This is a genomic window from Rhodococcus sp. NPDC003382 (genome assembly GCF_053589135.1).
On sequence record NZ_JBSFRH010000005.1, the window covers coordinates 35,612 to 62,429 of the forward strand.

The following is a 26,818-nucleotide window of genomic DNA, read 5'->3' on the forward strand; positions in this document are numbered from 1 at the left end:
GGGGGCCGATCTGTAGCAACAGAGTCGCTCAGCGCATCCCCAGGACGCGACGGACGAATCCGCGCTTGCGGGTTTTCTCGATCGCGGTGGCCAGTCCGACCCGGCGACCGGTGAGCGGATCGATCTCGGACTTGCCGCCGAAACCGCGTTCCGATGCCGTCTCGGGAGCGGCGTCCCGGGTGTCCTTGAGGTACTTGTCGGGCAGCGACAGCTTCGCGATGGTGCGCCACGACTTCCAGTACTGCACCGCGAGCGGACCCGTGGTGTACGGAAGGTCGTACTTCTCGCACAGCGCCTTCACCCGGAGCGAGATCTCGTGGTATCGGTTGGACGGCAGGTCCGGGAAGATGTGGTGCTCGATCTGGTAGCTGAGGTTGCCGGTCATGAAGTCCATGACGCGGCCACCGGAGATGTTGGCCGAACCGAGCATCTGCCGCAGGTACCACTCGGCGCGCGTTTCGTTCTCGACGTCGGCCTTGGTGAACTTCTCGGCACCGTCCGGGAAGTGCCCGCAGAAGATCACGGCGTTGGTCCAGATGTTGCGCACGAAGTTCGCGGTCGCATTCGCGGTGAGCGTCGACTTCCAGGCCTTGCCGGTCAGCGCCGGGTGCACCACGTAGTCCTTGAGCGTCTGCTTGCCGAGCTTGACGAGCACCTCGCTACCGAGTTCCTTGGTGCGCTCGCGGTCGTCGCGACCCTGGATGACCTTGCCGAGCTCGAGCAGCTGGATCGCGATGCCGTACTGGAACAGCGACGCGAGGATCGCGTTGTAGGCGACGTTGCCGAGGTAGAACGGCTTCCAGCGCTGGTCGCGGGTCACGCGCAGCAGCCCGTATCCCACGTCGTCGTCCATGCCGAGGATGTTCGTGTACTTGTGGTGCAGGTAGTTGTGGGTCTGCTTCCAGTGCGCCGACGGATCGACGTTGTCCCACTCCCAGTTCGCCGAATGCACCTCGGGGTCGTTCATCCAGTCCCACTGCCCGTGCATCACGTTGTGCCCGAGCTCCATGTTCTCGATGATCTTCGAGAGCGAGAGCATGGCGGTGCCCAGGACCCACAGCGAGCGCTTGCGGGAACCGAAGAGCACTGCGCGCCCGCCGACTTCGAGTCCACGCTGGAGCCGGATCGTGTTGCGCACGTAGCGGGCGTCCCGCTCGCCGCGCGCCTCCTCGATGTCGCGGCGGATGGCGTCGAGTTCGCGGCCGATGGCCTCGACGTCGGCCTCCGTCAGGTGCGCATACTCTTTGATGTCCGAAATGGCCATGCGGCTACCCTACCGTAGGTTACGGCTCCGTAGGTTAGCCGGATCCGCGCTGTGAGGGGAATCACAATCAAGATCGTTTCGCGCGGCGAGCCGCGAGTTTCGCCTCCGCCTGGGCGCGCAACGCCGTCAGCAGACCCCGGCGCCGGCCCGTCACCGGATCCACCGCGAGCTCTGCGGCCCAGGCGCCCTGCACCCGCGAGAACTTGCGCTCGGACGAGGTCTCCGGGGCGTCGTCCGACGTGGCGCGCAGGAACCGGTCCGGCAACGCGAGCTTGTGGATGGTCCGCAACGCGAGCAGATACTGCCGGCCGAGCGAACCGGTCGTGTACGGAAGGTCGTATTTCGCGCACAGCGCGCGCACCCGGGCCGCGATCTCCGGATACCGATTGCTCGGCAGATCCGGGAACAGATGGTGCTCGATCTGGTAGCTCAGGTTCCCCGTCAGGAATCCCATCACCGGACCGCCGGAGATGTTCGCGCTGCCGAGCAGCTGCCGCAGATACCACTGCGCGTGCGTCTCGTTCTCGAACTGGTCGACGGTGAACTTCTCGGCCCCGTCCGGGAAGTGCCCGCAGAAGATCACCGCGTACGCCCACAGGTTCCGGACCAGGTTCGCGGTGAGATTCGCGGACAGCGTGCTGCGCCAGGCCGGGCCCGTCAACGCGGGGAACAACACCACGTCCTTGACGACCTGACGGGCCGCCTTGCGCGCAAAGTCCTTGTTGGGCTGCGAATTCCACTGCATGTGCGGAACCCCGTCGGCCTCCTTCTGCGCCGACAGGTCGTGCAGGGCGATGCCCCACTCGAAGGTCGCGGCGAGGATCACGTTCGCGATCGGCTGGAGCAGGTTGCGCGGCCGCCACGCCTCGTCGCGGGTCATCCGCAGGATCCCGAATCCCACGTCCTCGTCCATGCCGACGATGTTCGTGTACGTGTGGTGCGCGTAGTTGTGGGCACGCTTCCAGTGCGCCGACGGCCCCGTCTGATCCCACTCCCACGACGTGGAGTGGATCTCCGGGTCGTTCATCCAGTCCCACTGCCCGTGCATCACGTTGTGCCCGAGCTCCATGTTCTCGATGATCTTCGCGAGCGAGAGCATCCCGGCACCCAGCACCCACAACGGACGTCGGCGGGAGCCGAACAGCACCGCCCGCCCACCGAGCTCGAGCACCCGCTGCAGCCGGATCGTGTTGCGGATGTAGCGGGCGTCCCGCACCCCGCGCGAGTCCTCGACGTCACGGCGGATCGCGTCGAACTCACGACCCAGCGCTTCGATGTCCGAATCGCTGAGGTGCGCGAACGCGCGGATGTCGGTGATGGCCACTCAGGGTCCTTGCTGTGGAACGGGCGGTGGGCGTCAGGCGTCGAGAGTGCAGTCCCCGGCAGCCGCGGAAATGCAGGTCTGGACACGCTCACCCTCGGCGTGTTCCTGGCCGGACCGCAGATCGACGATGTGCCCCTTCTCGAGCGGGACCACACAAGTCTGACAGATCCCCATCCGGCATCCGAACGGCATCAGTGCGCCGACGCTCTCACCGGCCTCGAGCAATGTGGTCGCGCCGTCGACGGTGACGGTCTTGCCCGACTTCGCGAAGGTCACGGTGCCGCCGGAACCGGAGGTGTCGGCGCGGGTGACCGCGAACCGCTCGAGGTGCAGACGATCCTCGATGCCGGCCTTCTTCCAGAATGCCTCGATGTCGTCGAGCATCTGCTGCGGTCCGCACGCCCAGGTCTGACGCTCACGCCAGTCGGGGCAGGCCTCGTCGAGCCGGTCCAGGGTGAACTTCCCCTGCGAGCGGGTGAGCTGGACGTGCGACCGGAACCGGTCGTGCGTGGCGTCGAACTTCTCGAGCTCGGCACGGAACATCACGTCGTCCGCGGTCGGCGCCGAGTGCACGTGCACGACGTCGGGCAGCTCGACGGCGCGGTCGACCGCGCGACGGTCGAGCGTGCGCAGCATCGACATGATCGGGGTGATCCCACTGCCGGCGGTGAGCATCAGGATCCGCTCCGGCGGCGGGTCGGGCAGCACGAAGTCGCCCTTCGGTGCCGCGAGCCGCACGATCGTGCCCGCGGGCACGCCGGTGACGAGGTGGCTCGACAGGAAGCCTTCCGGCATCGCCTTGACCGCGATCGAGATGAGTTTGTCGTTCCAGGTGGGCGACGACGTCAGCGAGTAGGACCGCCAGTGCCACCGGCCGTCGATGTGCAGGCCGATGCCGATGTACTGACCCGGGTTGTAGCCGAAGTCGAATCCCCAGCCGGGCTTGATGACGAGGGTTGCCGAATCCGTCGTCTCCGGACGCACCTCGACGATGCGGCCACGCAGCTCACGTGCGGACCACAGCGGGTTGACCAGGTGCAGATAGTCGTCGGGCAGCAGCGGGGTCGTGAATCGCGCGACCGCGCCTCGTACGAGATTCGACACGGATCGCTCGGACGCCGAGACGTGCGCCGCGGGACGCTCGATCCACTCCTTCAAACCCATCGACCACTTCTCCTCACCCGGTATGCCTACGGTGCCGTAGGTTACCAGAAAGCTACGGTGGCGTAGGTTACGGACAAGTGGTCGACAAACAGCTGGAACGGTTCCGGAACTAGAGCAGTTCCAGAAGGAACGGCAACTCCTGCGTCGCATACCAGGCGAGCTGGTGATCCTCCGCGTCGCCGAGCACGAACTCGGCTTCCTCGTCACCCATGTCCGCGGCGTCGATGACCTCGACGGCCCGCGCCACGTCCGCTTCGGCTCCTTCGAGGTCGACGTGCACCGACGCCACCGACTTCAGCGTGACGGGCGCGGCGAGGCGGACGACCGCATCGTCGAGATCCGGACGCGGGGTGGCCTCCTCGACGTCCGCGGCCACCACCACCCGACGCACCGGCAGATCCTTCGCCGACTCGTCGGTGGCCGATTCGTCGTCCACCCGTGCCGCCAGGAGCCGCAGCGAGGCCCGGGCGGCCTCCGCCATGGCGACCTCGGCGAGTTCGTCGTCGTCCCCGGACGTGTAGGCCTCGCGCAGCGCGGCCGTCACCGCGAACGCCGTGCGGTTCACCGCTTCGACCTCGCCGTCGGCCACCAGCCGCTGCAGCATGTCGATCGTGGCCGGCACGTAGACCCGCGTCTTGCCCTTACCTACTGGCATCCAACAACTCCTCGAGTGCTTCCTGGAGCAGCGACGTCAGGACCCCCACATCGGGCATCGCATCGCGGTCCGCGTTCAAACCGTAGTAGACGGACCCGTCGTAGGACGTCAGCGCAATGCTCAACGCCTGGTTCTTCAGCAGCGGCGACACCGGGTACATCTCCAGGACCGGTATGCCGGCCAGGTAGAGCGGGTGCTGCGGGCCGGGTGCGTTGGTGATCATCAGATTGAACATGCGCTGCGAGAAGCCGCTGGCCACCCGCACCCCCACCGCGTGCATGGTGGCCGGTGCGAAACCGGACAACCGGATCATGGCCTGCGCCGCGATGCGGCGGCGCTGCCGCGCGTAGGCCTCACCGGCGTGCGCGATGTGCGACAACCGCACCACCGCGTTCGGCTCCCCCACCGGCAGGTCGACGAGGAAGGTCGACACCTCCCCCTGCGGGTGCACCTGGATCGTCTCGGCACCGTCGGCGTCGTCGGCGTCCGCCGGATCCTGCGTGTACACCGACATCGGCACCATCGCGCGCACCACCGACGCCTCGGTCACCGGTTCGCCGCGCGAGAGCAGCCAATAGCGCAACGCCCCGGAGATCACCGCGAGCACGACGTCGTTGATGGTGCAGCCGTACCGGGAATGGATCTTGCGGTACAACTCCAGATCGGACCGCACCACCGCGAACCGGCGGCTGCGCGAGATCGATTCGTTGAGCGGGCTCTCCGGCGCCGACTGTGCGGCGGTCCGCGCCAGGCGCCCGACCACGTCGACGGCCTCGGTCGCCGTGGCGGCGAGGTTGCCCACGGCCGAACGCAGCAGCGCGATGCCCTCTCCCGGTCGCGCGACCAGGTCGGCGAGCGCACCGACCACGAGCGCGGTGTCCGACGGTTCCTGCTCCGGCATCCACAGCTCTTCGGGCACCTGCCGGGGTTCGACATCGGAATCGAAGAGAACCTGCCCGATGTCCAGCGCGTCCTCACCGTCGACGAGCGCCGAATGCGACTTCGTGAACAGCGCACACCGGTTTCCCTCGAGCCCCTCGACGAGGTACATCTCCCACAGCGGGCGGGTCCGGTCCAGCGGACGCGATATCAGCCGGGCCAGCAGATCGTGCAACTGGTCGTCCGATCCGGGGCGGGGCAGCGCCGAACGGCGCACGTGGTAGGCGATGTCGAAGTCGCGGTCGTCCACCCACACCGGCCGCGCCAGTCCCAGCGCCACCTCCCGCACCTTCTGCCGATACCGCGGTACCTCCGAGATACGGCGTTCCACGAGCTGCAGCAGCGTCTCGAAGTCCAAGCCGCCCTCCGGTTCGGAGAGGATCGCCAGCGACCCGATGTGCATCGGCGTGTTCGTCGTCTCCAGGAAGTAGAACGATGCGTCCTGCGCGGTCATGCGGGTCGTCATCTGCGAGTGTCCCCCTCACCCCGGTCCGTGACCGTGTCCCCTGCCGCCGAGGTCTCAGGCGCCGAGGTCACGGGCGCCTCGTCGGCGCTCAGCTCGAAGAGTACGGTCAGTTCTGCCACAACGGCATCCGGACACTCGTGGTGCACTCCCACCATCCCCGTGGCGGCCGCTGCGCGCACGTTCACGACGAGATCGTCGACGAAGACGCACTGCGCCGGTTCCAGTCCCAGTCGCTGCGCCACGAGCAGATAACTCCGCGGGTCGGGTTTGGCCACGCCCACGTCACCGGAGAGCACCACCTCGTCGACGAAGCGCCCACCGCCGAGCTCGCGCAGCCGGTCCGCTCCGGGCCCACCCGGGTCGTTGCTGAGGATCGCCGTCCGCACACCTCGTCCGCGCAGCGCGGCCACCACGCCTGCGAGCGCACGCCCGTCCGTGCCGGGTCCCGCGAGCACCCCACCGAAATCCAAGACCAATCCCCGCACGTATCCACCCTAGAGTTCGTGCGCCGGTCTCTGCGACAGGAGCGTCCCGGCGGGCACGGAGTGTCTCGACGGGCGCGCGCGCCGTAGCTGTGGCACGATGACCGCGGCTCCGTCCTCTCCCGGGGTCGACCCGTGCACCGTCGCGGGTCGCGACCGTCACGCACGTCACCAGGGAGATGCATGTCCGAAAACCCCGGGATCCGCCACGTCCTGCGGATCCCTCCGTACGAGCCACCCGCCCGGCACAACTGCGATCGGCCCCGCCGGTACGCGACGCGGCGCACCACCACGCACGACGGCAGATCACCCCGCCCGGCCCGGTCGGGGCCGGCCACTCCTCCGCAAACAGCGGCAATCGATCCGACGGCGAGCGCATTCGCCGAACGCGCGGTGCGGCTGGTGCTCGAAGTTCTCGACCGGCGGCGGCCGGAGACGCAACTGGAGACGGTGCTCGATCCCGTCCTGCGCGACGCGATGGCGCCCGCACGGTCGGCGTCCCCGGGTGCGGGCAGTGCGACGTTGCTGCGCACCCGCTTGCGTGCCGTCGACGCCGATACCGCGGAACTGTTCGGTTCCTACACGCGTGGCCATCGCGTTCTCGCGCTGGCCGGTCGCATCAGCCGGGTCGCGCCATCGCGCCGGGCCCCGCACGGCTGGCTCATCACCTCGCTGTGGCTGGGCTGATCCGGCGCGACGACCGACGGCCGACGATCGGCGTTCAGCGGCGGCGGGAACCGCCCTTGGCGTCCTTGCGGGCGGCCGCGCGACGCTCCTTGCGGCTGCCGGCCTGCGCTGCCGCGGCGGCCCCGCCGGTGCGGCTGACCTGCGCGCTGCCGTCCTCGGCGGGACCCGAGTAGGTCAGGCGCTGCTGCCGGCCCCCGTCGTCGAGGCCTTTCGCACGCAGCGGGGCCGGGGCGGGAGCAGGTGCCGGAGCCGGGGTCGGCTTGGTCAGCGACGGCGCGTTCTGCGCGGCCGTGGCGGCGGAGGCCGCCGTCACGCTGACCCCGCCCGCTGCCGGTGCCTGCGGCTGCGCCGCTTCGACCTGCAGGTTGAACAGGAACCCGACCGACTCCTCCTTGAGCGCGTCGAGCATGCCGGTGAACATGTCGAAGCCCTCGCGCTGGTACTCCACCAGCGGGTCGCGCTGCGCCATCGCGCGCAGCCCGATGCCTTCCTTGAGGTAGTCCATCTCGTAGAGGTGCTCGCGCCACTTGCGGTCGAGCACCGACAGCAGGACACGACGCTCGAGTTCGCGCATCGCGCCCTCACCCGCGATGCTCTCGATCTCGGCCTCACGCCGCGCGTACGCCTTCTCCGCGTCCTCGAGCAGGATCTCCCGCAGCTCGTCACGGCCGAGGTCCTCGTTCGCCGCGACCAGTTCCTTGTAGTCGACCCCGACGGGGTAGAGCGTCCGGAGGGCGGTCCACAACTGCTCGAGATCCCAGTCCTCGACGTAGCCCTCGGAGGTGGCGCCGTCGACGTAGGCGGTGACCACGTCGCGGATCATCGACTCGATCTGACCCTCGAGGTTCTCTCCGCGCAGGATCCGGCGGCGCTCGTCGTAGATGACGGTGCGCTGCTGGTTCATCACCTCGTCGTACTTGAGGACGTTCTTGCGGATCTCGAAGTTCTGCTGCTCGACCTGCGTCTGGGCGCTCTTGATGGCCTTCGAGACCATCTTCGCCTCGATCGGCACGTCGTCGGGCAGGTTGAGCCGCGTCATGATCGATTCGAGCGCGGCGCCGTTGAAGCGGCGCATCAGCTCGTCACCGAGCGAGAGGTAGAACCGGGACTCGCCGGGATCGCCCTGACGTCCGGAACGGCCGCGGAGCTGGTTGTCGATACGCCGGGACTCGTGCCGTTCGGTGCCGAGCACGTACAGGCCGCCTGCCGCCTTGACCTTCTCGGCGTCCGCCTTGACCTCGGCCTTGATCTTCTCGAGGGTGTCGTCCCACGCGGCCTCGTATTCCTCGGGCGTGTGCACGGGATCCAGGCCGCCGCGACGCAGCGCGATGTCGGCGAGAATGTCCGGGTTGCCGCCGAGCACGATGTCGGTACCGCGACCGGCCATGTTCGTCGCGACGGTCACCGCACCGGAGCGTCCGGCCTCGGCGATGATCTGCGCTTCCTGCTCGTGGAACTTCGCGTTGAGCACGCTGTGGACGACGCCGCGCTTGGTCAGCTGCCGCGACAGGTACTCCGAACGCTCGACGCTGGTGGTACCGATGAGGACCGGCTGGCCCTTCTGGTGCCGCTCGACCACGTCGTCGACGACGGCGGCGAACTTCGCTTCCTCCGTCTTGTAGATCAGGTCGCCCTGGTCGACGCGGATCATCTCCCGGTTCGTCGGGATGGGGATGACGCCGAGGCCGTAGATCTGGTGCAGCTCGGCTGCCTCGGTCTCGGCGGTACCGGTCATACCCGAGAGCTTGTCGTAGAGACGGAAGTAGTTCTGCAGCGTGATCGTGGCGAGGGTCTGGTTCTCGGCCTTGATCTCGACCTTCTCCTTCGCCTCGATCGCCTGGTGCATGCCCTCGTTGTAGCGGCGGCCCGTCAGCACGCGGCCGGTGAACTCGTCGACGATGACGACCTCGCCGTCGCGGACGATGTAGTCCTTGTCCTTGGTGTAGAGCTCCTTGGCCTTGATGGCGTTGTTGAGGTAGCTCACCAGCGGCGAGTTCGCGGCCTCGTACAGGTTGTCGATGCCGAGCTGGTCCTCGACGAACTCGACGCCCGCCTCGTGAACACCGACGGTCCGCTTGCGGATGTCGATCTCGTAGTGGGTCTCCGGTTGAAGCATCTGCGCGATCCGCGCGAACTCGGAGTACCACTTGCTCGACGCGTCCGCGGGGCCGGAGATGATCAGCGGCGTCCGGGCCTCGTCGATGAGGATGGAGTCGACCTCGTCGACGACCGCGAAGTTGTGCCCGCGCTGGACCAGGTCGTCGAGCGAGTGCGTCATGTTGTCGCGCAGGTAGTCGAAGCCGAACTCGTTGTTCGTGCCGTACGTGATGTCCGCGGCGTAGGCGGCACGGCGCTGCGCGGGGGTGAGCCCCGACAGGATCACGTCGGTGCTCAGGCCGAGGGAGCGGTGCACGCGGCCCATCCACTCGGAGTCGCGCTTGGCGAGGTAGTCGTTCACGGTCACGACGTGCACACCGTCGCCGGACAGGGCGTTGAGGTAGGCCGGCAGCACACAGGTGAGGGTCTTGCCCTCACCTGTCTTCATCTCGGCGATGTTGCCGAAGTGCAGCGCCGCGCCACCCATGATCTGCACCGTGTAGTGCTTCTGTCCGAGAACTCGCCAGGAGGCCTCACGGGCCACCGCAAACGCCTCCGGCAGCAGGTCGTCGAGGGTTTCCCCGTCCGCGTACCGCTTGCGGAACTCGTCCGTCTTGGCGCGCAGTTCCGCGTCGGTGAGCGCCTCGAACTCCGGCGACAGGGATTCGACGTGCTCGGCGATGTGCTTCAGTCGCTTGACCATGCGACCTTCACCGATCCGGAGCAGCTTCGTCAGCGACAGCACTGGGTGTTCGTCCTCAATCTCGGGTTCGTGCACGGACAAGAAAATCCGGCCGAGGGCCTCGTCGGTCCCCGGCCGGATTCCATGGTAGGCGTTCGGCCGGAGCGGTTGCGATTGCGACCGCTCCGACCGGGCATTCAGACCAGGCTGATCAGGCCGTAGTCGAACGCGTGCCGACGGTAGACGACCGACGGCCTGTCCGTTTCCTTGTCGTGGAACAGGTAGAAGTCGTGGCCGACCAGTTCCATCTCGTACAGGGCGTCGTCGACGGTCATCGGCTCGGCCTTGTGCTCCTTCGTCCGGACGATCCGGCCGGGACCGGACTTGTCTTCCGCTTCGAATTCCTGCGCCAGATCCCGCGAGATGCCGAGCGAATCGTCCTGAGCGAGCGCCGCGGTGGCGGCGGCAACGGAAACGGGAGTCTTGTCACCGTAGGAGACCTTGCGACGCTCCTTGGTACGCCGCAGACGGGATTCGAGTTTGTCGGTAACCGACTCGAAGGCCGCGTAGAAGCTGTCGGCGGACGCCTCGGCACGGACGACCGGGCCCTTTCCACGGGCGGTGATCTCGACGCGCTGACAACTCTTCATCTGACGGCGGTTGCGCTCGTGCTGCAGTTCGACATCGAACAGGAAAATGGTCGGATCGAATCGCTCCAATCGGGCGAGTTTCTCGGACACGTAGATCCGGAAGTGGTCCGGAACCTCGACGTTGCGTCCCTTGACGACGATGTCAGCCTTGGGACCGGCGGCTTCGCCATCGAGACCTGCAGCGGAAACCTTGGACTTCGAAGGGGTCGTCACTCGTACCTCCCGAGTACGGCCGGTGCAGCCCGCGCACCGGCATGTTCGATGAGCGCATCAGCGCTCCGCCCGGAACCGGCGGATCGAACGTTTCCACCCGTCTACCAGTGTTTTCCGGGTCTGAGGGCGACGGTAGTACGTAACCTCCGCGAGTGCCACCGTTCCGCTGAATTTCACTCGCGCACACTTACGCGGCAGCAATCACAAGCACTCCCAGTGGACAGAAGCCGGCTGCCGTGAGCACTCGCACGGACTCCGCCGCGGTCGTGCCGGTGGTCGTCACGTCGTCCACGACGAGCACCGGGAACCCCCGCGGCACGCCGCTTCCCCGGCGCAGCCGCACCCGCCCGGCGAGGTTCCGGTGCCGCTGCGCGGCGGACAGTCCCACGGAGTCCCGGACCCCCCGAGCGGTCTCGAGGATCGGCATCACACGCAACGCGCGATCGTGCGCCGCAGCGGCGCGCACGGCCCGCGTGACCGGGTCGCCGCCCCGGGCTCGCGCCGCCCGCGCCCGGGTCGGCGCGGGCACCACGCCCAACGGTCCGGCCGGAAGCTCACCCCACCGGCGCAGCCGCACGATCGCCGTCCCCAGTGCCACCCCCAGCGGCTCCGCGAGGTCGCGACGACCCTGCTCCTTCGCGGCGATCACCGCGCGCCGGTGGACCCCTCGGTACGACCCGAGCGCCCAGACGGGAACACCCGGATCGACACGCGGCCGCACGGTCGCGGGCGCATCGGCGAGGTCGCGGGCGCAGTGACGGCACCATCGGACGCCGGGCCGGCCGCAGCCGCCGCATTCCACCGGCAGCACGAGATCCAACAGGGCCTGCAACATGCGCCGCACTGTGCCCTACGGCACCGACAGGCACTGTGCCCTACGGCACCGACAGGCACTGTGCCCTACGGCACCGACAGGCGCAGTGCCCTACGGCACCGACAGACGCTCAGCCGGGCAGCACCGGAATCGCGGTCAGTCCCGCCAGGCCCGGAACCTCACGCCAGTAGCGGTCGCCGGCGGGATCACTGTTGTTGAGCTGGAACACCGCGCGTGAATCGGCCACGAACTCGGTGGTCGTCGACGCCTCGACGGCACCCACCGGCGGGGTCAGATTACGGCTGGGCAGCGCGTCCATCCGGGAACCGTCCACGGCGACCTGGACGACGGGGATGTCGGACGCCGCCCGTGCCACGACCACCGTGTCCGAGGTGCTCCAGTCGAGGGAGAGAGCGGGACTACCGAGCCCGATGGCGATCTCGCGCGGAGAGGTCAGCGCGAACTCGCCGTTCGGGTACTGCACCACGATCGCCGTGTACACCCGGCCGTCGACGATGAGCGCCGCGCGGACACCGTCCCTCGACAGACGCAACTCGGTGATCCGGTCGCCCAACTCCAGGATGGCGCCCGCCTCGACCGGAACCACCGTCACCCGTCCGGTACCGGGTTCCCGGATCGCCCGCACGACGGAGGTGCCGCCCACGACCGCCCACACGGAGTTGTCGTCGATCGACCACGACGGTCTGCTGATCGAGCTGCCTTCCGCCGCATGCACCGCTGCCCCGTCCCCGTACCCGCCGATCATCAGCTCGGCGGCGGGTTCCGGCTCCGGCCGTCCGGTTCCGAGGACACCGGCCACGAGCTGTCCGTCGTGCGAGATCGCGACGGACTGCAGTCCGGTGGTGCTCCCGAAGAAGCCGGGCACGGGTGTGACACCCGTCTCGGCCACGGCGACCAGCCCACCGCCCCGCACAGCGTGCAGGCCGATGGTCGCGCTCGAGGTGGCGAGCGGATTCGTCGACGCCACGTCCGCGGTGGTCCAGCCGTTCGGGAACCGTTCGTCGAGCGGTTGCCCGTCCGCGAGCAACACGTACGGACCGGAGATCTCGGCGTTCGCCAGCGTCCAGATCACCTGGGCCGCGAGAAGCTCCCGGTCCTGCTTGGCCAGCCCGGTCGCGCCCTGGAAGTCCACCCGGATGCCGCCGAGTCCGACACCGACCTGCGCGGTGCGGCCGTCCGCCTTGGTGATGGGACCGATGACGTCGACGTCGTGGAGGAGGTTGCGCACGGCCGGCTCCAGCGACGGCTTCGGGCCCTCCACCAGCAGCTCGATGAGCTGGGAGGCGGTCTGCTCCTGGGTGCCGGCGATCCAGCGGGGATCGGGCACGACCGTCTGCCCGGAGGGGTCGACGAAGAACAGCGAGCGTCGCTGGTAGGTGTTGAGGAACTGCGGCCGGTCCATCACGACGCCGGGCGGCAGATCGTCGATCCGCCATTCGCCGTCGGACCGCACGAGGGTGACCTTCTCCTCGAAGGGACCCTGGTCCGCGCGGTAGACGCCGCCCTCCTCGAGGAAACCGACGCGGGTCGCCCGGATCACGTAGGTGGCACGGTCGCCGCTGCGCGATTCCGGCAGCACGTCGACCTTCTCGACGATCGTGGCGCTGGCCGCGTCGTCCCAGCGACTCGTCATCTCGGGGGTGAGGTACTGGCGCGCCGCCTGGTGCCTGTTGGTGGGGTCCGTGCTCGCGAGGAGGAAGTCGCGCAGCAGCAGATCCGGCTCGCGGCCGGGCGCGGGCGCGGCGACCTCCGTGGTCGCGGGGGGACGGACGATGGTGCCGATCGCCTGCGGGGACGACGAATCCGGCAGGCTCGCACAGCCGGAGACCCCGAGCAGGAGCGCCAGCAGCAGAACCGGCCCGGCGACGCGCCGCGACAGCGAACCGCTCACGGGGTCGCTCCCTCGGGCGGGACGGATTCGACGACCGTCGGCGCTGCGGCGTCGGCGGCGGGGGGCGTCTTGCCCTGCACCGCGTGCGCGTTCGTCGGGACGAGCGGCAGTGGACTGCGTCCCACCTTGCGTCCGCGCTCGCGCGGCAGCGTCAGCCGGAAGCACGCACCCTTGCCCGGTTCGCCCCAGGCCTCGAGCTTGCCCTTGTGCAGGTTCGCGTCCTCCACGCTGATCGCCAGTCCCAGACCTGTGCCGCCGGACCGTCGCACCCGGGACGGATCGGAGCGCCAGAACCGGTTGAACACGAGTTTCTCCTCCCCCGGCCGCAGGCCGATGCCCTGGTCGCGGACGACGAACGCCGCCGCGGCGTCGTCGGCGCGCAGCCGCAGCAGGATCGGCTTGCCCTCACCGTGATCGATCGCGTTGGCGAGCAGGTTCCGCAGGATGCGTTCGACGCGCCGGGGATCGACCTCTGCCATGACCGGCTCGTTCGGCAGATCCACGATGAGTTCGGTTCCGGTCTCGCGGGCCAGGTGCCGGACCGTGGACACCGCTGCCCGCGCGCACATCCGCAGATCGAGCTGCTCGGCGGCGAGTTCGGCGACACCGGCGTCGTGCCGGCTGATCTCGAGCAGGTCGCCGAGCAGGCTCTCGAACCGGTCGAGTTCGGCGACCAGCAGTTCGGAGGCGCGTTTCAGCGACGGGTCGAGTTCGTCGCTGCCGTCGTGGATCAGGTCCGCCGCCATCCGCACGGTCGTCAGCGGGGTCCGCAGTTCGTGGCTGACGTCCGAGGTGAACCGCTTCTGCAGGTTGCCGTACTCCTCGAGCTGGGTGATCTGCCGCGACAGGCTCTCGGCCATCTCGTTGAACGACATCGCCAGCCGGGCCATGTCGTCCTCGCCGCGCACCGGCATGCGTTCCTTGAGGCGGCCGTCGGCGAAGCGCACCGCGATCCGCGACGCGGATCGGATGGGCAGCACCACCTGACGGGCGACGATCATCGAGATGGCGGCGAGCAGCACCAGCAGGACCAGCGCACCGACGAGCAGGGTGCCGCGCACGAGCGCGAGGGTGCTCTCCTCCCCTGCCAGCGGGAACACCAGATACAGCTCGAGCGTGCCGATGTTCGACGACGTCGGGCTGCCGACGATCAGCGCCGGGCCGGAGTAGCCGTCGGGATCGTCGACGGTCGCGAACTGGTAGGCGATCTGGCCGTTCTGCACGAAGGCGCGCAGGTTCTGCGGGATCTGATCGGCGGGGCCGCTCGACGTCGGTGCGCGCGGCCCGTCGCCGGGAACGATGAGCACCGGATCGAAGGTACCCGCGACACCGGTGTCCTGACCGGCGTCGCTGCCACGGTTCGTGAGCGTGGCCCGGGCGCTGTCGAGCCGGACGCTGAGCGATCCGGTGTCGTCGGCGCCGGCCAGCTGGCCTTCGACGAGCGCCCGGGAGCGCTCCATCTCCTCGGTGGCCGCGTTGATCTTCACTTCGAGCAGACGATCGGTGATCTGGCTGGTCAGCACCACGCCGAGCACCAGCATCACGACCAGCGACAGTGTCAGGGTGGACACCACGACCCGCAGCTGGAGCGACCGGCGCCACGTGTGGGTGAGCCAGCTGCTCAGCGAACGGGACCACCTCAGCAGCGGCAGAGTCCTACGAGTGATCCGCCGCCGCAGTCGGTAAGCACGGATCACGGCGGTCCGGCCTTGTAGCCGACGCCGCGCACCGTCAGCACGACCTCGGGATTCTCGGGATCCTTCTCGACCTTCGCGCGCAGCCGCTGCACGTGCACGTTGACGAGGCGCGTGTCCGCGGCGTGGCGGTAACCCCAGACCTGTTCGAGCAGCACCTCACGAGTGAACACCTGCCGCGGTTTGCGGGCCAGTGCCACCAGCAGGTCGAACTCGAGGGGGGGTGAGAGAGATGAGTTCCTCGCCGCGGCTGACCTTGTGCGCCGGGACGTCGATGGTGATCTCACCGATCGACAGCATTTCGGCGGGTTCCTGCTCGGTCCGACGCAACCGTGCCCGCACGCGGGCGACGAGTTCCTTCGGCTTGAACGGCTTGACGATGTAGTCGTCGGCGCCCGATTCGAGCCCGAGCACAACATCGACCGTGTCCGACTTGGCCGTGAGCATGACGATCGGCACACCCGAATCGGCCCGCAGCACGCGGCACACGTCGATGCCGTTCATGCCGGGCAGCATCAGGTCGAGCAGAACGAGGTCGGGCCGGATCTCGCGCACAGCACCGAGTGCCTGTGTGCCGTCCCCGACCACAAAAGGTTCGAAACCTTCGCCCCGCAGGACGATCGTGAGCATCTCGGCCAGCGCGGTGTCGTCGTCGACGACGAGAATCCTCGGCTTCATACCGTCTATCGTGTCACTCCTTCACCGTGCTGAAGCTGATTTGAGATCTGCGCGGCGAGTTGTACCGGATCGGTGTCGGGTCCGGCGACCATCCACGGCGACATCCAGTTCTGTTGCACCAACTGGTCGTACACCTCACCGGTACGGATCTGGAGGTCCCCGTCGCGTTCGTACGCGTCCCGGTCGCGGGTCGCGTCGGCGGTGGCGCGGTCCCGCGCCCGCTGTGCCGCGAGCTCGACGGGAACCTTCAGCAACAACTGCAGATCGGGCACCGGCAATCCGAACCGGTCGAACTCGATCTCGCGCACCCACTCGGCCGCCGGCCCCGAAGCTCCCTCGTGCCTGCGGGCCGCGGTGTACGCGACGTTCGACGCCACGTAACGATCCAGCAGCACGATGTCGTTGTCGGCCAGGAGTTTCCGCAACTCGTCGGCCGCGTCGCGACGGTCGAGCGCCCACAGCAGGGCCATCGCCTCGACGCTCGACGCCGTGTCCCCGTGACGGCCCCGCAGGGCCTCGGCGCCGAGATCGGCGTGCACGGACTGCCCGTAGCGCGGAAACGCGAGCGTGGCGACGCGGGCACCCGCGGCCCGCCAGGACTCGACGAGACCGGCGGACAGTGTCCGCTTACCGGCCCCGTCGAGTCCCTCGACGACGATGAGAACGCCCATGCTGCTTCGGTTCCCGACCCCGATCAGTAGCGGTAGTGCTCGGGCTTGTACGGGCCCTCGACGTCGACACCGATGTACTCGGCCTGCTCCTTCGTCAGCTTGGTGAGCTTGCCACCGAGCGCCTCGACGTGGATCCGCGCGACCTTCTCGTCGAGGTGCTTGGGCAGGCGGTACACCTCGTTGTCGTATTCGTCCGGCTTGGTCCACAACTCGATCTGAGCGATGACCTGGTTCGCGAACGAGTTGCTCATCACGAACGACGGGTGGCCGGTCGCGTTGCCGAGGTTGAGCAGGCGACCCTCGGACAGCACGATGATCGAATGGCCGTCGGGGAAGACGAATTCGTCGACCTGCGGCTTGATGTTGATCCGCGTGACGTCGGCGGCACGCTCGAGGCCCGCCATGTCGATCTCGTTGTCGAAGTGACCGATGTTGCCCAGGATCGCCTGGTGCTTCATCTGCTTCATGTGATCGAACGTGATGATGTCCTTGTTGCCGGTCGAGGTGATCACGATGTCGGCCTTGCCGACGAAGTCCTCGACGGTGACGACGTCGAAGCCGTCCATCATCGCCTGCAGCGCGTTGATCGGGTCGATCTCGGTGACCGACACGCGCGCGCCCTGGCCGCGAAGGGCCTCCGCGCAGCCCTTGCCGACGTCACCGTAGCCGCAGACCAGCGCGGTCTTGCCGCCGATGAGGACGTCGGTGCCGCGGTTGATGCCGTCGAGCAGGGAGTGGCGGGTGCCGTACTTGTTGTCGAACTTGCTCTTGGTGACCGAGTCGTTGACGTTGATCGCCGGGAACACGAGCTCACCGGCGGCGGCGAGCTGGTACAGGCGCAGCACGCCGGTGGTGGTCTCCTCGGTGACACCGCGCACCGACTGGGCGACCGTGGTCCACTTCTTCGAATCCGCAGCCAGCGACTCGCGCAGGAGCTGCAGGAAGACCTGGTACTCGGTGGAGTCGTGCTCCTCGTCGGTCGGCGGCACGACGCCGGCCTTCTCGAACTGGGCGCCCTTGAGAACGAGCATCGTGGCGTCGCCGCCGTCGTCGAGGATCATGTTCGCGGGCTCGCCGGGCCACGTGAGCATCTGCTCGGCCGCCCACCAGTACTCCTCGAGCGTCTCACCCTTCCACGCGAACACCGAGACGCCCTTGGGCTCCTCGACCGTGCCGTGCGGGCCGACGACGACCGCGGCCGCCGCGTGGTCCTGGGTGGAGAAGATGTTGCAGGACGCCCAGCGCACCTCGGCACCGAGCGCGACGAGGGTCTCGATGAGCACGGCGGTCTGCACGGTCATGTGCAGCGAACCCGAAATGCGCGCGCCCTTCAGCGGCAGCACCTCGGCGTACTCGCGGCGCAGCGCCATGAGGCCGGGCATCTCGTGCTCGGCCAGCCGGATCTCCTTGCGCCCGAATTCGGCGAGGGACAGGTCGGCGACCTTGAAGTCGATGCCGTTCAGCCGGTCGGCCACGAGCTTGTTGTCGGACACGTGTGAGCGCCTCTCCTGTTGACAGTCGTTTTGTCGAACAGGCTATACAACCACGCCGCGGAGTGCCGCTGTCGTACCCGCCGGTATCCGTGCGGGGACGGTCACTGTCCGCCGGTGACGCGGTCCAGGAACGGACCGACCAGATACGCCATGTCCGCGGCGACGTCCCGGTCGGACTCCGGCGGCATCGCGATGTAGCTCATGGCGATGCGCACGATCGCCCGCGCCAGGATCGTCGCGTCGGTCTCCGAGGCCTGTACCCAGCTGCGCCGGAACGTCTCGACGAGGCGGCCCGACGCCCGGTCGATCAGCGGTGCCGATTCGGTGGTGATCAGTCGCAGCAGGTCCGGTTTGGCGTCCCCGCGCAGCAGCGATTGCACGAGCGGATCGGAACTGCTGTCCGCGAAGAACGCGGCGAAACCGACCGCCAACGCCCGCCGGGCGTCGCCGACGTTCGAGTAGACCGCATCGTCGACGGCGTCGACGAACTGATCGGCCAGTCGCAGCGCGTACGCCTGGGCCAGCCCCTGACGGGACGCGAACTCGTTGTAGAGCGTCTGACGGCTCACCCCGGCGCGGCGCGCGACGTCGGTCATCGTGATCGAGGACCAGTCCCGCACGGTCAGCAGGTCCCTCATCGCATCGAGCACGGAGTTGCGCAACAGCATCCGGCTGGCCTCGTGGAACTGCACACGCCGCCTTCCGTCAGGGGGCGCGACATCGGAGTCGTCTGCGGACGCTGGCTCGTGCACGATCGACATGCGCCGACGTTGCCACGCTGCGACACGCCGCGTCAACGCCGTGGGTGGCGTGCAGCGTGTGGCAGGGACCACAACCGGGCGCCGCGGTGACGGCTACAGGGCGGATCTGTCGCCGAGACAGGCCCGGAACACCTGGGTCCCGGCGGTCAGCGCCTCGACGGTCAGTTCGGGATCGGCCGCCGAGATCCACACCGAATGGCCGGGTGTCAGGTCGAGGCCGGCACCGCCGCAGTCCAGGTGCGCCGCGCCGGCGGTGCACAACAGGATCTGCGGGCCGCACGGCGCGAGCGACACCTTCGTGTGCGGCTCGGGTTCCAGACGCGACAGCGCGAACTCCGGCGCCGGGGTGCGGTAGCAGACCTCGGCCTCACCCACGGGGACGGCTTCGAGGATCGGCACGTCCGGGGACCGGAAGTCCAGAACCCTGAGCAACTCCGGCACGTCCACGTGCTTGGGGGTCAGTCCCCCGCGCAGCACGTTGTCGGAGTTCGCCATGATCTCGACCCCCATGCCGCTCAGATAGGCGTGCAGGTTGCCGGCGTCGAGGTACAGGCCCTGTCCCGGTTCGAGGGTGATGCGGTTGAGCAGCAGCGACGCGAGCACCCCGGCGTCGCCGGGATAGAACTCGGCCAGCTGGAGGGCCGTCCGCACCTCCTCCGCGAACACCCGCGGGCGCCCGTTGGTCGCCAGGTAGGTCACGCAGCCGTCGAGCACGCGCGGCAACAGCGACGTCAGCACCGGCTGGGGCAACGTGATCCACGTGGTGAACAGGGCACGCAGCCCGCCCGAGTCGGGCTGACCGGCCAGCAGACCCACGTACGGATCGAGTTCCGGCACACCGAGCGCCTCGAGCAGCTCCACGGTGCGTGCCGCGTCCCGGAATCCGGCGAGCGCCTCGAAGCGCGTGAGCGCGACCACGAGCTCCGGTTTGTGATTCGGATCCCGGTAGTTGCGGATCGGGGAATCGAGGGGCACCCCCAGCTCCTGCTCGCGGGCGTAGCCCTGCGCCGCCTGCTCCGCGCTCGGATGCGCCTGCAGCGACAGCGGCTCCTCCGCCGCGAGCAGCTTGAGCAGGAACGGCAGGCGGGCGCCGAACCGGTCGACGGTCCCGGATCCGAGCTGCCCGTGCGGGTCGGACTCGACGACGTCGAGCAGCGACACCGGGGCCTCCCCGTCCTCCGAGAGCACCTTGGCCGGATCTGCCGGATGGGCTCCGAGCCACAGCTCCGCTTCCGGGTGATCGGACGGCACCGGGCGCCCGCACAACTCTGCGATCGCGGTGCGCGAGCCCCAGGCATAGGAACGCAGCGCACCTTCGAGTCGCCGCACTACCGGCCCCCGGCCAAACGCAGGTAGGCGGCGGCCATCTCGATCCGGGCCGCGAGCACCAAGGCCTGTTCCAACACGGGCGGCACTGCCCGCGACTCCGTTTCCCCCACTACAGACACCAATTCCATATCCGGTAATGCAGCTGCGCGACGCTGCGCAGCCCGTCGATCGTCGTCCGTGCTGAGCACGAATACCCGCACGGGAGCCTCCGGAATCGGCCCGTCGAGCTGCTCGTCGTGGAAGAACGGGTCGTACGGTTCACCGGTCCCGGTGGCCGTGGCCACCAAGCGATCCCGCGCAGCGAGCGTATCCGGCAGCGACGCGGCCGCGGCGATCATCCCGGCCCCGAGCAGCAGCATCTCCGCGCCGTGGCGGGCGAGGGAGGTGGTCGCGGGGGAATCCCCGGCCAGCGCGACCCGACGCGACTGCATGCGCACCGCGAGCGACTTCGCCGGATTGTGGAACACCTCGTTGGACGGATGGTTGCGGGCTGCCTCGTTGTCCACCGCATCGGCGAGTTCGGCGAGGTCCGGCACGTGCGAGCGCACCTTGGTCGCGGCCATCGCCGTCAGGACCGCGCAGAACACCGCGACGTGGCGGGCCAGCGCGTAGGCGGACGGCAGGTGGATGCGCGGCGGCAGCAGCAGGGCCCGCCCGGCGACCGCGGCCCGGATCGGGCCCTCGTCGGGTGCGCCCACGACCACTTCGGCGCGGCGCTGCAGCCCGGCGGCCACGGATTCGACGAGGGTCGGGTCGCCCGCGTCGTCACCGGCGACCACCACCACATCGAGCGGTCCCACCCAGGTCGGGGTGGTCGGTGCGACGACCAGCGGCACGGTCGCGTGCGCGGCCAGCATCGCGACGACCAGTTCGGCGGCCCGCGCCGAGCGGGCGTCCCCGCCGACGAGGACGACGCTGCGCGGGTGCAGGTCGTGCAACCGGTCCAGGGCCTGTTCGTCGACCGCGGATGCCGTCGCTCGGATCTGCGCGCCGCCGAGCGCCGACATGCGCAGGATGCCGTCGATGTCGGCCGCGATCAGAGCGCTCGAGTCATCGAAGTCGAACAGCGGCGAGGGAGCCGTCATCACTGCGCCACCTTCCTTCAGCCGATTCGAACCGGCCCGACGCAGCAGCCCGGGCACACCCGATTATCCCCGTCACGAACATTTCCGCCACGAACGCGCGCCGTCACGAACGCACGATGGCCAGAATTTCCGTCGCCAGCGAGTCGACCTCTTCCGCCGTGCGCGCCTCCACGTTGAGGCGCAGCAGCGGTTCGGTGTTCGAGGCACGCAGGTTGAACCATGCGTTGCCGGGCAGATTCACGGTGACCCCGTCGAGCCGGTCCACCGACTCGGCGCGGTCCGCGAACGCGCTGAGCACCGCCTCGGTCCGTGCCGCGGCGTCGTCGACGGTCGAGTTCAGCTCACCGGACGCGGCATACCGCTCGTAGGAGCTCATCAGTTCGGAGAGCGGGAGGTCCTGCCCGCCCAGCGCGGCCAGCACGTGCAGGGCCGCGAGCATCCCGGAATCGGCGCCCCAGAAATCGCGGAAGTAGTAGTGCGCAGAATGCTCCCCGCCGAAGACCGCACCGGTCTCGGCCATCTGCTGCTTGATGAACGAGTGACCCACCCGGGTGCGGACCGGCTCGCCACCGAGTTCGGTGACGAGTTCGGGCACGACCCGCGAGGTGATCAGGTTGTGGATGATCGTCGCGCCGGGTTCCTTCGCGAGCTCGCGGGCTGCGACGAGTGCGGTGACCGCGGAGGGGGTGACCGGCTCGCCACGCTCGTCGACGACGAAGCAGCGGTCGGCGTCCCCGTCGAACGCCAGACCGACGTCCGCGCCGGACTCGCGCACCAGCTGCTGGAGGTCGACGAGGTTCGCCGGATCGAGGGGGTTCGCCTCGTGGTTCGGGAAGGTGCCGTCGAGTTCGAAGTACAGCGGCACGAGTTCGACGGGGAGCACATCGAACACCGCGGGCACCGTGTGCCCGCCCATGCCGTTCCCGGCGTCCACGGCGACCTTCAGGGGCCGCATCTCGCTCAGATCCACCAGGCCGCGGACGAACGAGGCGTACTCGTCGAGGACGTCCTGCTCCGTGATCGTGCCCGGCGCGCCGTCGTGGGCGGGTACCCCGGCAACGAGTTCGGCGGTGATGGTGGCGAGACCGGTTTCCTGGCCGACGGGCTTCGCGCCGGCACGGCACAGCTTGATGCCGTTGTAGCGGGCCGGGTTGTGGCTGGCGGTGAACATGGCGCCGGGGGCGTCGAGGAGCCCGGAGGCGAAGTACAGCTGGTCGGTCGAGGCGAGCCCGATGTGCACGACGTCGAGCCCTTGAGCGGTGACGCCCTCGGCGAACGCGCGGGACAACTCGGGCGAGGATTCGCGCATGTCGTGACCGATGACGATCCGCGTCGCCGGGTTCCCGCCGTCGCGCACGAGCCGGGCGAAGGACGCACCGACCTCGCGGACGAAATCCGCGTCGATCTGGTCACCCACCACGCCCCGCACGTCGTATGCCTTGACGACGGCGGCCACGGATTCGGCAGATCTCGCCACTGTTATCGCTCCTGATCGTCGTACACGCACGCCACCCTCCGCAGCGCGGCAGCGATCAGCCTAGTGGAGTACTCGGAACTGCCGTGCCCAGCGCTCAGGACGTGGGGTCCGGCAGCACACGCAGGTGTCCGCGACGGCCGGTGCGGGTCGTCGGCTGCGCGACCTGCCGCGGGGCGGCGTCGGACTCGTCGGAGTCGCCGTGACCGTGGCCGCGATCGCCCAGACCGGCCTCCCGCACCGCCTCGGCGAGCGCGGTCAGATCGTCCTCGTCGGGTGTGCCCGACGAGAACGCACCTTCGTACCGGACCAGTTCCCAGCCCTTCGGCGCGGTGATCCTCGAGCCGTGCGATTCGCACAGATCCCACGAGTGCGGCTCGGCCACCGTGGCCAGCGGTCCCACGACCGCCGTGGAATCCGAGTACACGTAGGTCAGCGTCGCAACAGCAGGGTTCTTGCACCCAGGCCGGCAGCATCGACGCAGTGTTCTCACGGATGGGAGCGTAGCGCGCCCGTCGCGTCGCGACTATCCGGACACACCGGAACGGCACAATTCGAGTCGCGTGTCGTAGTGTCGCCTACATGTCTCGCGTTCGCCGGCCCCGTCCCGTGACGTCCCGATCCGTCGCGCGTCGCGGACGCGGAATCCGCGGGCCGATGTTCCCCCACGACCTTCCGGTGTGGAAGTCGCGGGCCGAGAAATTCGACCTGCTCGTGCTCGGTGCGTTCGCCCCGATCGACGCGCAGTGGCACGACCGCCTCACGAAGCTCGACATCGCGGTCGACGAGGTCCCGAAGATCCGTGCGCTGGATCCGGACTCGGTGAACTGGCCGGACGAGGTCGTCGCGGACGGTCCGGTGCCGCTGTCGCGGCTCGTCCCGGCCGGCATCGATCGTCGGGGCGCGGCCACGCGGGCACGCATCGTCCTGTTCCGCCGGCCCCTCGAATTGCGCGCAAAGGATCCCGACGACCTGACCGATCTGGTCCACGACGTGCTCGTGCACCAGGTCGCAACGTATCTGGGAGTCGAACCGGAGGTCGTCGATCCCGAACTCGGGGATCTCGGCGAAGACTGAACCGGGTGATTCCGGCGAGGACCGCTCGTCGGTGGCGGCTGCTTCGGGAAAGAGTGAGGGCCGGGTACTCGACCCCCATCGAGTACCCGACCCTCACCCCCAAACAGACCGGCATTCCACCTTGTCCGAACTCCCCGTACCGGACCGGTCCCGATCTCAGACGATGCCCCGCTTGAGGCGCCGCCTTTCCCTCTCCGAGAGACCACCCCAGATGCCGAACCGCTCATCGTGGGCCAGGGCGTACTCGAGGCATTCGTCCTTCACCTCGCACCCCATGCAGATCCGCTTGGCCTCCCTCGTCGATCCACCCTTTTCGGGGAAGAACGCCTCCGGATCGGTCTGCGCACACAGCGCACGGTCCTGCCACTGTTCCTCGACGTCCGACGGATCGGAAAGTCCTGCAATCAGACTCAGCACCGACGACGTCGGCTCTCCGTCGTGCCCGCCTTCGGCACAGATGCCCTCGACTGCAGTCTCGATCCGAGTGTCCTCGAACCATTCGCGCTCGTCGGCCATACACGCCTCCTAACCTGCAGCGCTGCATCCTTCACATTCGGGGATCTACCCCGGGCCATTCCGCGAAGGCCGGTCGTATATGCATATTCCGCATACGATCCCGCGTTTCGAAATGTCGGAATGACACGTATGTGATTACACACGTTGGGCGTGTCGCGGTCAAGCCGAACGGACGTATTCGCTACCATCGAGCACTTCGGAGTAGGCCGCGTCACGCTCGGGGCAATTCACCCGGTGACATCCGGCACAATTCACCCTGTCGCATTCCTCACATTTCACCCCATCGGGCGGTGCCTCACCAGTCACGAAACGGACCCCCTAGGCTTGTGCTGTGAACGTGACAGTTTTGGTCGGAGGCGTCGGCGGGGCCCGGTTCCTCACCGGCTTGCGCCGCCTGCTCGGCATCGAACCCGGGCGAGACCTCGCCGTGGACGCCCCGCACCGCATCACCGCGGTCGTCAACGTCGGTGACGACGTCTGGATGCACGGGCTGCGAATCTGTCCCGACCTCGACACATGCATGTACACGCTCGGCGGTGGCATCGACCCCGAACGGGGCTGGGGCCGCACCGACGAAACGTGGAACGCCAAGGAAGAGCTCGCCGCATACGGCGCGAATCCCGACTGGTTCGGTCTTGGTGACCGGGACCTGGCGACCCACCTCATCCGCACCCAGATGCTGCGCACCGGATATCCGCTCTCCGCGGTCACCGAAGCGCTGTGCACCCGATGGAAGCCCGGGGTGACGCTGCTCCCGGTGTCGGACGACCGCAGCGAAACCCACGTCGTGATCACCGACCCCGCCGACGGCGAACGCCGCGCGATCCACTTCGAGGAATGGTGGGTGCGGCACCGCGCGGCGGTCGAGACCCATTCCTTCGCGCACATCGGCGCCGACGAAGCGAAACCTGCACCGGGAGTGCTGGAATCGATCGAATCGGCGGACGCGGTGATCCTCGCTCCCTCCAACCCGGTGGTGAGCATCGGCGCGATCCTCGCCATCCCCGGCATCCGAGGCGCCCTGCGCACCACCTCCGCGAAGGTCGTCGGCCTGTCCCCGGTCGTCGGCGGGAAGCCGTTGCGCGGCATGGCCGATGCGTGCCTCGACGTGATCGGCATCGAATCGACCGCGGAAGCCGTCGGCCGCCACTACGGAGCGCGCAGCGGCACCGGCATCCTCGACGGCTGGCTCGTCCACGAGACCGACACCGCCGACGTTCCCGGGGTCGCCGTCCGCAGCGTTCCCCTGCTCATGACCGACCCCGCAGCGACCGCCGAGATGGCGCGCGCCGCACTCGAACTCGCCGGAGTCAGCCTGTGATGTCCCCCGACGCGACCGCCAGCACCGACGTGCGTGACCACGCACCCGGCCGGCCGATCGAGATCATCCCGGTCACCGGACTGCCCGAGTTCCGGCCCGGCGACGATCTCGCCGAGGCGATCGCCGCCGCCGCGCCGTGGCTCGTCGACGGCGACATCCTCGTCGTCACCAGCAAGATCGTCTCCAAGGCCGAGGGACGCATCGTCGAGTCCCCCACCGACCCGGACGCGCGCGATGCGCTGCGGCGGCGGCTGGTCACCCAGGAGGCGGTCCGCGTGCTGGCCCGCAAGGGACGCACGCTCATCACCGAGAACCGGCTCGGCATCGTCCAGGCCGCATCCGGAATCGACGGTTCCAACGTCGACTCCGGCGAACTCGCGCTGCTCCCCGAGGACCCCGATGCCAGCGCCGCCGGACTGCGTGAGCGCTTGCGCTCGTTGCTCGGGGTGACCGTCGCCGTCGTCGTCACCGACACGATGGGTCGCGCCTGGCGCGTCGGCCAGACCGACGCCGCGATCGGCGCCGCGGGCCTGCCGGTCCTGCACGGCTACGCCGGCTCGCACGATTCGCAGGGCAACGAACTGTTCGTCACCTCCGTCGCCCTCGCCGACGAACTCGCCGCCGCCGGCGATCTCGTCAAGGGCAAGCTCGGTGGGGTTCCGGTGGCGGTCGTGCGCGGTCTCGACACCGTCGACGACGGTTCCACGGCCCAGGACCTGATCCGCCGCGGCGAGGAGGACCTGTTCCGGCTCGGTGCCGACGAGGCCCTCGAGCAGGGCCGTCGCGAGGCGTTACTGCTGCGACGGTCCGTGCGGACCTTCTCGGCCGAACCGGTCGATCCGGAGGATCTGCGCGACGCGGTCGCCGATGCGCTCACCGCCCCCGCCCCGCACCACACGCGTCCCGTGAGGTTCGTGTGGGTGCGCACCGAGCAGGTGCGCCGCCGGCTGCTCGACCGGATGCGCGACCGCTGGGCCGACGACCTGGCGGCGGACGGCCTGGACGCCGCCGCGATCGAACGCCGGCTGGCCCGCGGTGCGATTCTCTACGACGCCCCCGAGGTGCTCGTCCCGTTCTGGGTGCCCGACGGCGCGCACACCTATCCCGACGCGCGCCGGACCGCGGCCGAGGCCACCATGTTCACGGTCGCGGCCGGTGCCGCCGTGCAGGGGCTGCTCGTCGCGCTCGCCGTGCGCGGGCTCGGCAGCTGCTGGATCGGCTCGACGATCTTCGCGCCCGACGTGGTGCGCGAGGAACTGGGTCTGCCCGCCGACTGGTCGCCGCTCGGCGCGATCGCCGTCGGGCATCCGCTCACCGCACCCGAGCCGCGCGAACCCGCATCCGCCGACGCCGCGCTGCTGGAGCTGTAG

23 protein-coding genes and 1 pseudogene are annotated in these 26,818 nt (G+C 68.8%); 4 read left to right on the forward strand and 20 right to left on the reverse strand.

The window, feature by feature from the left end; translation table 11 throughout:
* Window positions 1-28: 28 nt before the first annotated feature.
* From ACWDUD_RS05405 to ACWDUD_RS05430, 6 genes are all read right to left on the reverse strand, one after another.
* Complete coding sequence (locus tag ACWDUD_RS05405) at window positions 29-1,264, reverse strand: fatty acid desaturase family protein (RefSeq protein WP_450108602.1); 1,236 nt, start codon at window positions 1,262-1,264, stop codon at window positions 29-31.
* Window positions 1,265-1,331: 67 nt separating this feature from the next.
* On the reverse strand, window positions 1,332-2,588 hold the full coding sequence (locus ACWDUD_RS05410) for a fatty acid desaturase (protein ID WP_248673268.1): 1,257 nt from the start codon (window positions 2,586-2,588) through the stop codon (window positions 1,332-1,334).
* Between the two features lie 33 nt (window positions 2,589-2,621).
* Complete coding sequence (locus tag ACWDUD_RS05415; RefSeq protein WP_248673267.1) at window positions 2,622-3,752, reverse strand: ferredoxin reductase; 1,131 nt, start codon at window positions 3,750-3,752, stop codon at window positions 2,622-2,624.
* Between the two features lie 109 nt (window positions 3,753-3,861).
* On the reverse strand, window positions 3,862-4,407 hold the full coding sequence (locus ACWDUD_RS05420) for a DUF6912 family protein (protein WP_450108603.1): 546 nt from the start codon (window positions 4,405-4,407) through the stop codon (window positions 3,862-3,864).
* On the reverse strand, window positions 4,394-5,812 hold the full coding sequence (locus ACWDUD_RS05425; protein ID WP_248673266.1) for a WS/DGAT/MGAT family O-acyltransferase: 1,419 nt from the start codon (window positions 5,810-5,812) through the stop codon (window positions 4,394-4,396). The genes ACWDUD_RS05420 and ACWDUD_RS05425 overlap by 14 nt, the downstream gene beginning before the upstream one ends.
* Window positions 5,809-6,297 (reverse strand): HAD-IA family hydrolase, encoded by a 489-nt coding sequence (locus tag ACWDUD_RS05430; protein ID WP_197252759.1) that lies wholly within the window; start codon window positions 6,295-6,297, stop codon window positions 5,809-5,811. Before ACWDUD_RS05430 ends, ACWDUD_RS05425 begins: the two co-directional genes overlap by 4 nt.
* A gap of 180 nt (window positions 6,298-6,477) precedes the next feature.
* Here ACWDUD_RS05430 and ACWDUD_RS05435 point away from each other — a divergent pair, with 180 nt between their 5' ends.
* Window positions 6,478-6,981: an Rv3235 family protein gene (locus ACWDUD_RS05435; RefSeq protein ID WP_450108604.1), complete on the forward strand. Its 504-nt coding sequence runs from the start codon at window positions 6,478-6,480 to the stop codon at window positions 6,979-6,981.
* A gap of 34 nt (window positions 6,982-7,015) precedes the next feature.
* Here the strand turns inward: ACWDUD_RS05435 and secA are convergent, their stop codons facing one another.
* The 13 genes and pseudogenes from secA to ACWDUD_RS05500 all read right to left on the reverse strand — a co-directional run bounded on the left by secA (window position 7,016) and on the right by ACWDUD_RS05500 (window position 23,027).
* Window positions 7,016-9,781 (reverse strand): preprotein translocase subunit SecA, encoded by a 2,766-nt coding sequence (gene secA / locus ACWDUD_RS05440; protein ID WP_450108687.1) that lies wholly within the window; start codon window positions 9,779-9,781, stop codon window positions 7,016-7,018.
* A gap of 176 nt (window positions 9,782-9,957) precedes the next feature.
* On the reverse strand, window positions 9,958-10,623 hold the full coding sequence (gene hpf, locus ACWDUD_RS05445) for a ribosome hibernation-promoting factor, HPF/YfiA family (RefSeq protein WP_197252756.1): 666 nt from the start codon (window positions 10,621-10,623) through the stop codon (window positions 9,958-9,960).
* Between the two features lie 187 nt (window positions 10,624-10,810).
* Window positions 10,811-11,458 (reverse strand): ComF family protein, encoded by a 648-nt coding sequence (locus ACWDUD_RS05450; RefSeq protein WP_450108605.1) that lies wholly within the window; start codon window positions 11,456-11,458, stop codon window positions 10,811-10,813.
* Between the two features lie 109 nt (window positions 11,459-11,567).
* Window positions 11,568-13,337: an MtrAB system accessory lipoprotein LpqB gene (gene lpqB, locus ACWDUD_RS05455; RefSeq protein ID WP_450108688.1), complete on the reverse strand. Its 1,770-nt coding sequence runs from the start codon at window positions 13,335-13,337 to the stop codon at window positions 11,568-11,570.
* Between the two features lie 8 nt (window positions 13,338-13,345).
* A complete protein-coding gene (gene mtrB / locus ACWDUD_RS05460; protein ID WP_450108606.1) occupies window positions 13,346-15,046 on the reverse strand; it encodes an MtrAB system histidine kinase MtrB in 1,701 nt (566 codons plus the stop codon).
* Window positions 15,043-15,730 (reverse strand): annotated as a pseudogene (gene mtrA / locus ACWDUD_RS05465) (MtrAB system response regulator MtrA). The gene mtrB and the pseudogene mtrA overlap by 4 nt, the downstream one beginning before the upstream one ends.
* Window positions 15,727-16,392 (reverse strand): dTMP kinase, encoded by a 666-nt coding sequence (locus ACWDUD_RS05470; RefSeq protein ID WP_197252753.1) that lies wholly within the window; start codon window positions 16,390-16,392, stop codon window positions 15,727-15,729. The pseudogene mtrA and the gene ACWDUD_RS05470 overlap by 4 nt, the downstream one beginning before the upstream one ends.
* 23 nt (window positions 16,393-16,415) lie before the next feature.
* On the reverse strand, window positions 16,416-17,885 hold the full coding sequence (gene ahcY, locus ACWDUD_RS05475) for an adenosylhomocysteinase (protein WP_248673264.1): 1,470 nt from the start codon (window positions 17,883-17,885) through the stop codon (window positions 16,416-16,418).
* A 101-nt stretch (window positions 17,886-17,986) separates the two neighbouring features.
* Entirely contained in the window at window positions 17,987-18,646 is a 660-nt protein-coding gene (locus tag ACWDUD_RS05480) for a TetR family transcriptional regulator (protein WP_450108607.1), read from the reverse strand.
* Window positions 18,647-18,739: 93 nt separating this feature from the next.
* On the reverse strand, window positions 18,740-19,975 hold the full coding sequence (gene manA / locus ACWDUD_RS05485) for a mannose-6-phosphate isomerase, class I (RefSeq protein ID WP_197252750.1): 1,236 nt from the start codon (window positions 19,973-19,975) through the stop codon (window positions 18,740-18,742).
* On the reverse strand, window positions 19,975-21,060 hold the full coding sequence (locus ACWDUD_RS05490) for a tobH protein (RefSeq protein ID WP_450108608.1): 1,086 nt from the start codon (window positions 21,058-21,060) through the stop codon (window positions 19,975-19,977). Before ACWDUD_RS05490 ends, manA begins: the two co-directional genes overlap by 1 nt.
* A gap of 103 nt (window positions 21,061-21,163) precedes the next feature.
* Window positions 21,164-22,537, reverse strand: a complete 1,374-nt coding sequence (locus ACWDUD_RS05495; RefSeq protein WP_197253090.1) for a phosphomannomutase/phosphoglucomutase — start codon at window positions 22,535-22,537, stop codon at window positions 21,164-21,166.
* Between the two features lie 94 nt (window positions 22,538-22,631).
* Window positions 22,632-23,027 carry a DUF3499 domain-containing protein gene (locus tag ACWDUD_RS05500; protein WP_420752934.1) on the reverse strand — a complete coding sequence of 132 codons (396 nt, stop codon included), beginning with the start codon at window positions 23,025-23,027 and terminating at the stop codon, window positions 22,632-22,634.
* Window positions 23,028-23,116: 89 nt separating this feature from the next.
* On the opposite strand from ACWDUD_RS05500, the gene ACWDUD_RS05505 reads away from it, so the two are divergent.
* Entirely contained in the window at window positions 23,117-23,611 is a 495-nt protein-coding gene (locus ACWDUD_RS05505) for a metallopeptidase family protein (protein ID WP_197253088.1), read from the forward strand.
* Window positions 23,612-23,767: 156 nt separating this feature from the next.
* Here ACWDUD_RS05505 and ACWDUD_RS05510 read toward each other — a convergent pair whose 3' ends face one another.
* Window positions 23,768-24,028, reverse strand: coding sequence for a WhiB family transcriptional regulator (locus ACWDUD_RS05510; protein ID WP_169917902.1), 261 nt, complete (start codon window positions 24,026-24,028; stop codon window positions 23,768-23,770).
* Window positions 24,029-24,458: 430 nt separating this feature from the next.
* On the opposite strand from ACWDUD_RS05510, the gene cofD reads away from it, so the two are divergent.
* Both cofD and ACWDUD_RS05520 read left to right on the forward strand, forming a co-directional pair.
* Window positions 24,459-25,448 (forward strand): 2-phospho-L-lactate transferase, encoded by a 990-nt coding sequence (gene cofD / locus ACWDUD_RS05515; protein ID WP_197253087.1) that lies wholly within the window; start codon window positions 24,459-24,461, stop codon window positions 25,446-25,448.
* Complete coding sequence (locus tag ACWDUD_RS05520) at window positions 25,448-26,818, forward strand: coenzyme F420-0:L-glutamate ligase (protein WP_197253095.1); 1,371 nt, start codon at window positions 25,448-25,450, stop codon at window positions 26,816-26,818. Before cofD ends, ACWDUD_RS05520 begins: the two co-directional genes overlap by 1 nt.

Excerpts from the sequence above, each read along its gene's own strand:
- ACWDUD_RS05520 (WP_197253095.1), top strand. The coding sequence starts at position 25,448 with ATGTCCCCCGACGCGACCGCCAGCACCGACGTGCGTGACCACGCACCC.
- ACWDUD_RS05450 (WP_450108605.1), bottom strand. The coding sequence starts at position 11,458 with ATGTTGCAGGCCCTGTTGGATCTCGTGCTGCCGGTGGAATGCGGCGGC.
- ACWDUD_RS05420 (WP_450108603.1), bottom strand. The coding sequence starts at position 4,407 with ATGCCAGTAGGTAAGGGCAAGACGCGGGTCTACGTGCCGGCCACGATC.
- ACWDUD_RS05480 (WP_450108607.1), bottom strand. The coding sequence starts at position 18,646 with ATGTCGATCGTGCACGAGCCAGCGTCCGCAGACGACTCCGATGTCGCG.
- ACWDUD_RS05435 (WP_450108604.1), top strand. The coding sequence starts at position 6,478 with ATGTCCGAAAACCCCGGGATCCGCCACGTCCTGCGGATCCCTCCGTAC.
- ACWDUD_RS05415 (WP_248673267.1), bottom strand. The coding sequence starts at position 3,752 with ATGGGTTTGAAGGAGTGGATCGAGCGTCCCGCGGCGCACGTCTCGGCG.
- ACWDUD_RS05490 (WP_450108608.1), bottom strand. The coding sequence starts at position 21,060 with ATGACGGCTCCCTCGCCGCTGTTCGACTTCGATGACTCGAGCGCTCTG.
- ACWDUD_RS05505 (WP_197253088.1), top strand. The coding sequence starts at position 23,117 with ATGTCTCGCGTTCGCCGGCCCCGTCCCGTGACGTCCCGATCCGTCGCG.
- ACWDUD_RS05470 (WP_197252753.1), bottom strand. The coding sequence starts at position 16,392 with ATGGGCGTTCTCATCGTCGTCGAGGGACTCGACGGGGCCGGTAAGCGG.
- ACWDUD_RS05405 (WP_450108602.1), bottom strand. The coding sequence starts at position 1,264 with ATGGCCATTTCGGACATCAAAGAGTATGCGCACCTGACGGAGGCCGAC.
- ACWDUD_RS05425 (WP_248673266.1), bottom strand. The coding sequence starts at position 5,812 with ATGACGACCCGCATGACCGCGCAGGACGCATCGTTCTACTTCCTGGAG.
- secA (WP_450108687.1), bottom strand. The coding sequence starts at position 9,781 with ATGGTCAAGCGACTGAAGCACATCGCCGAGCACGTCGAATCCCTGTCG.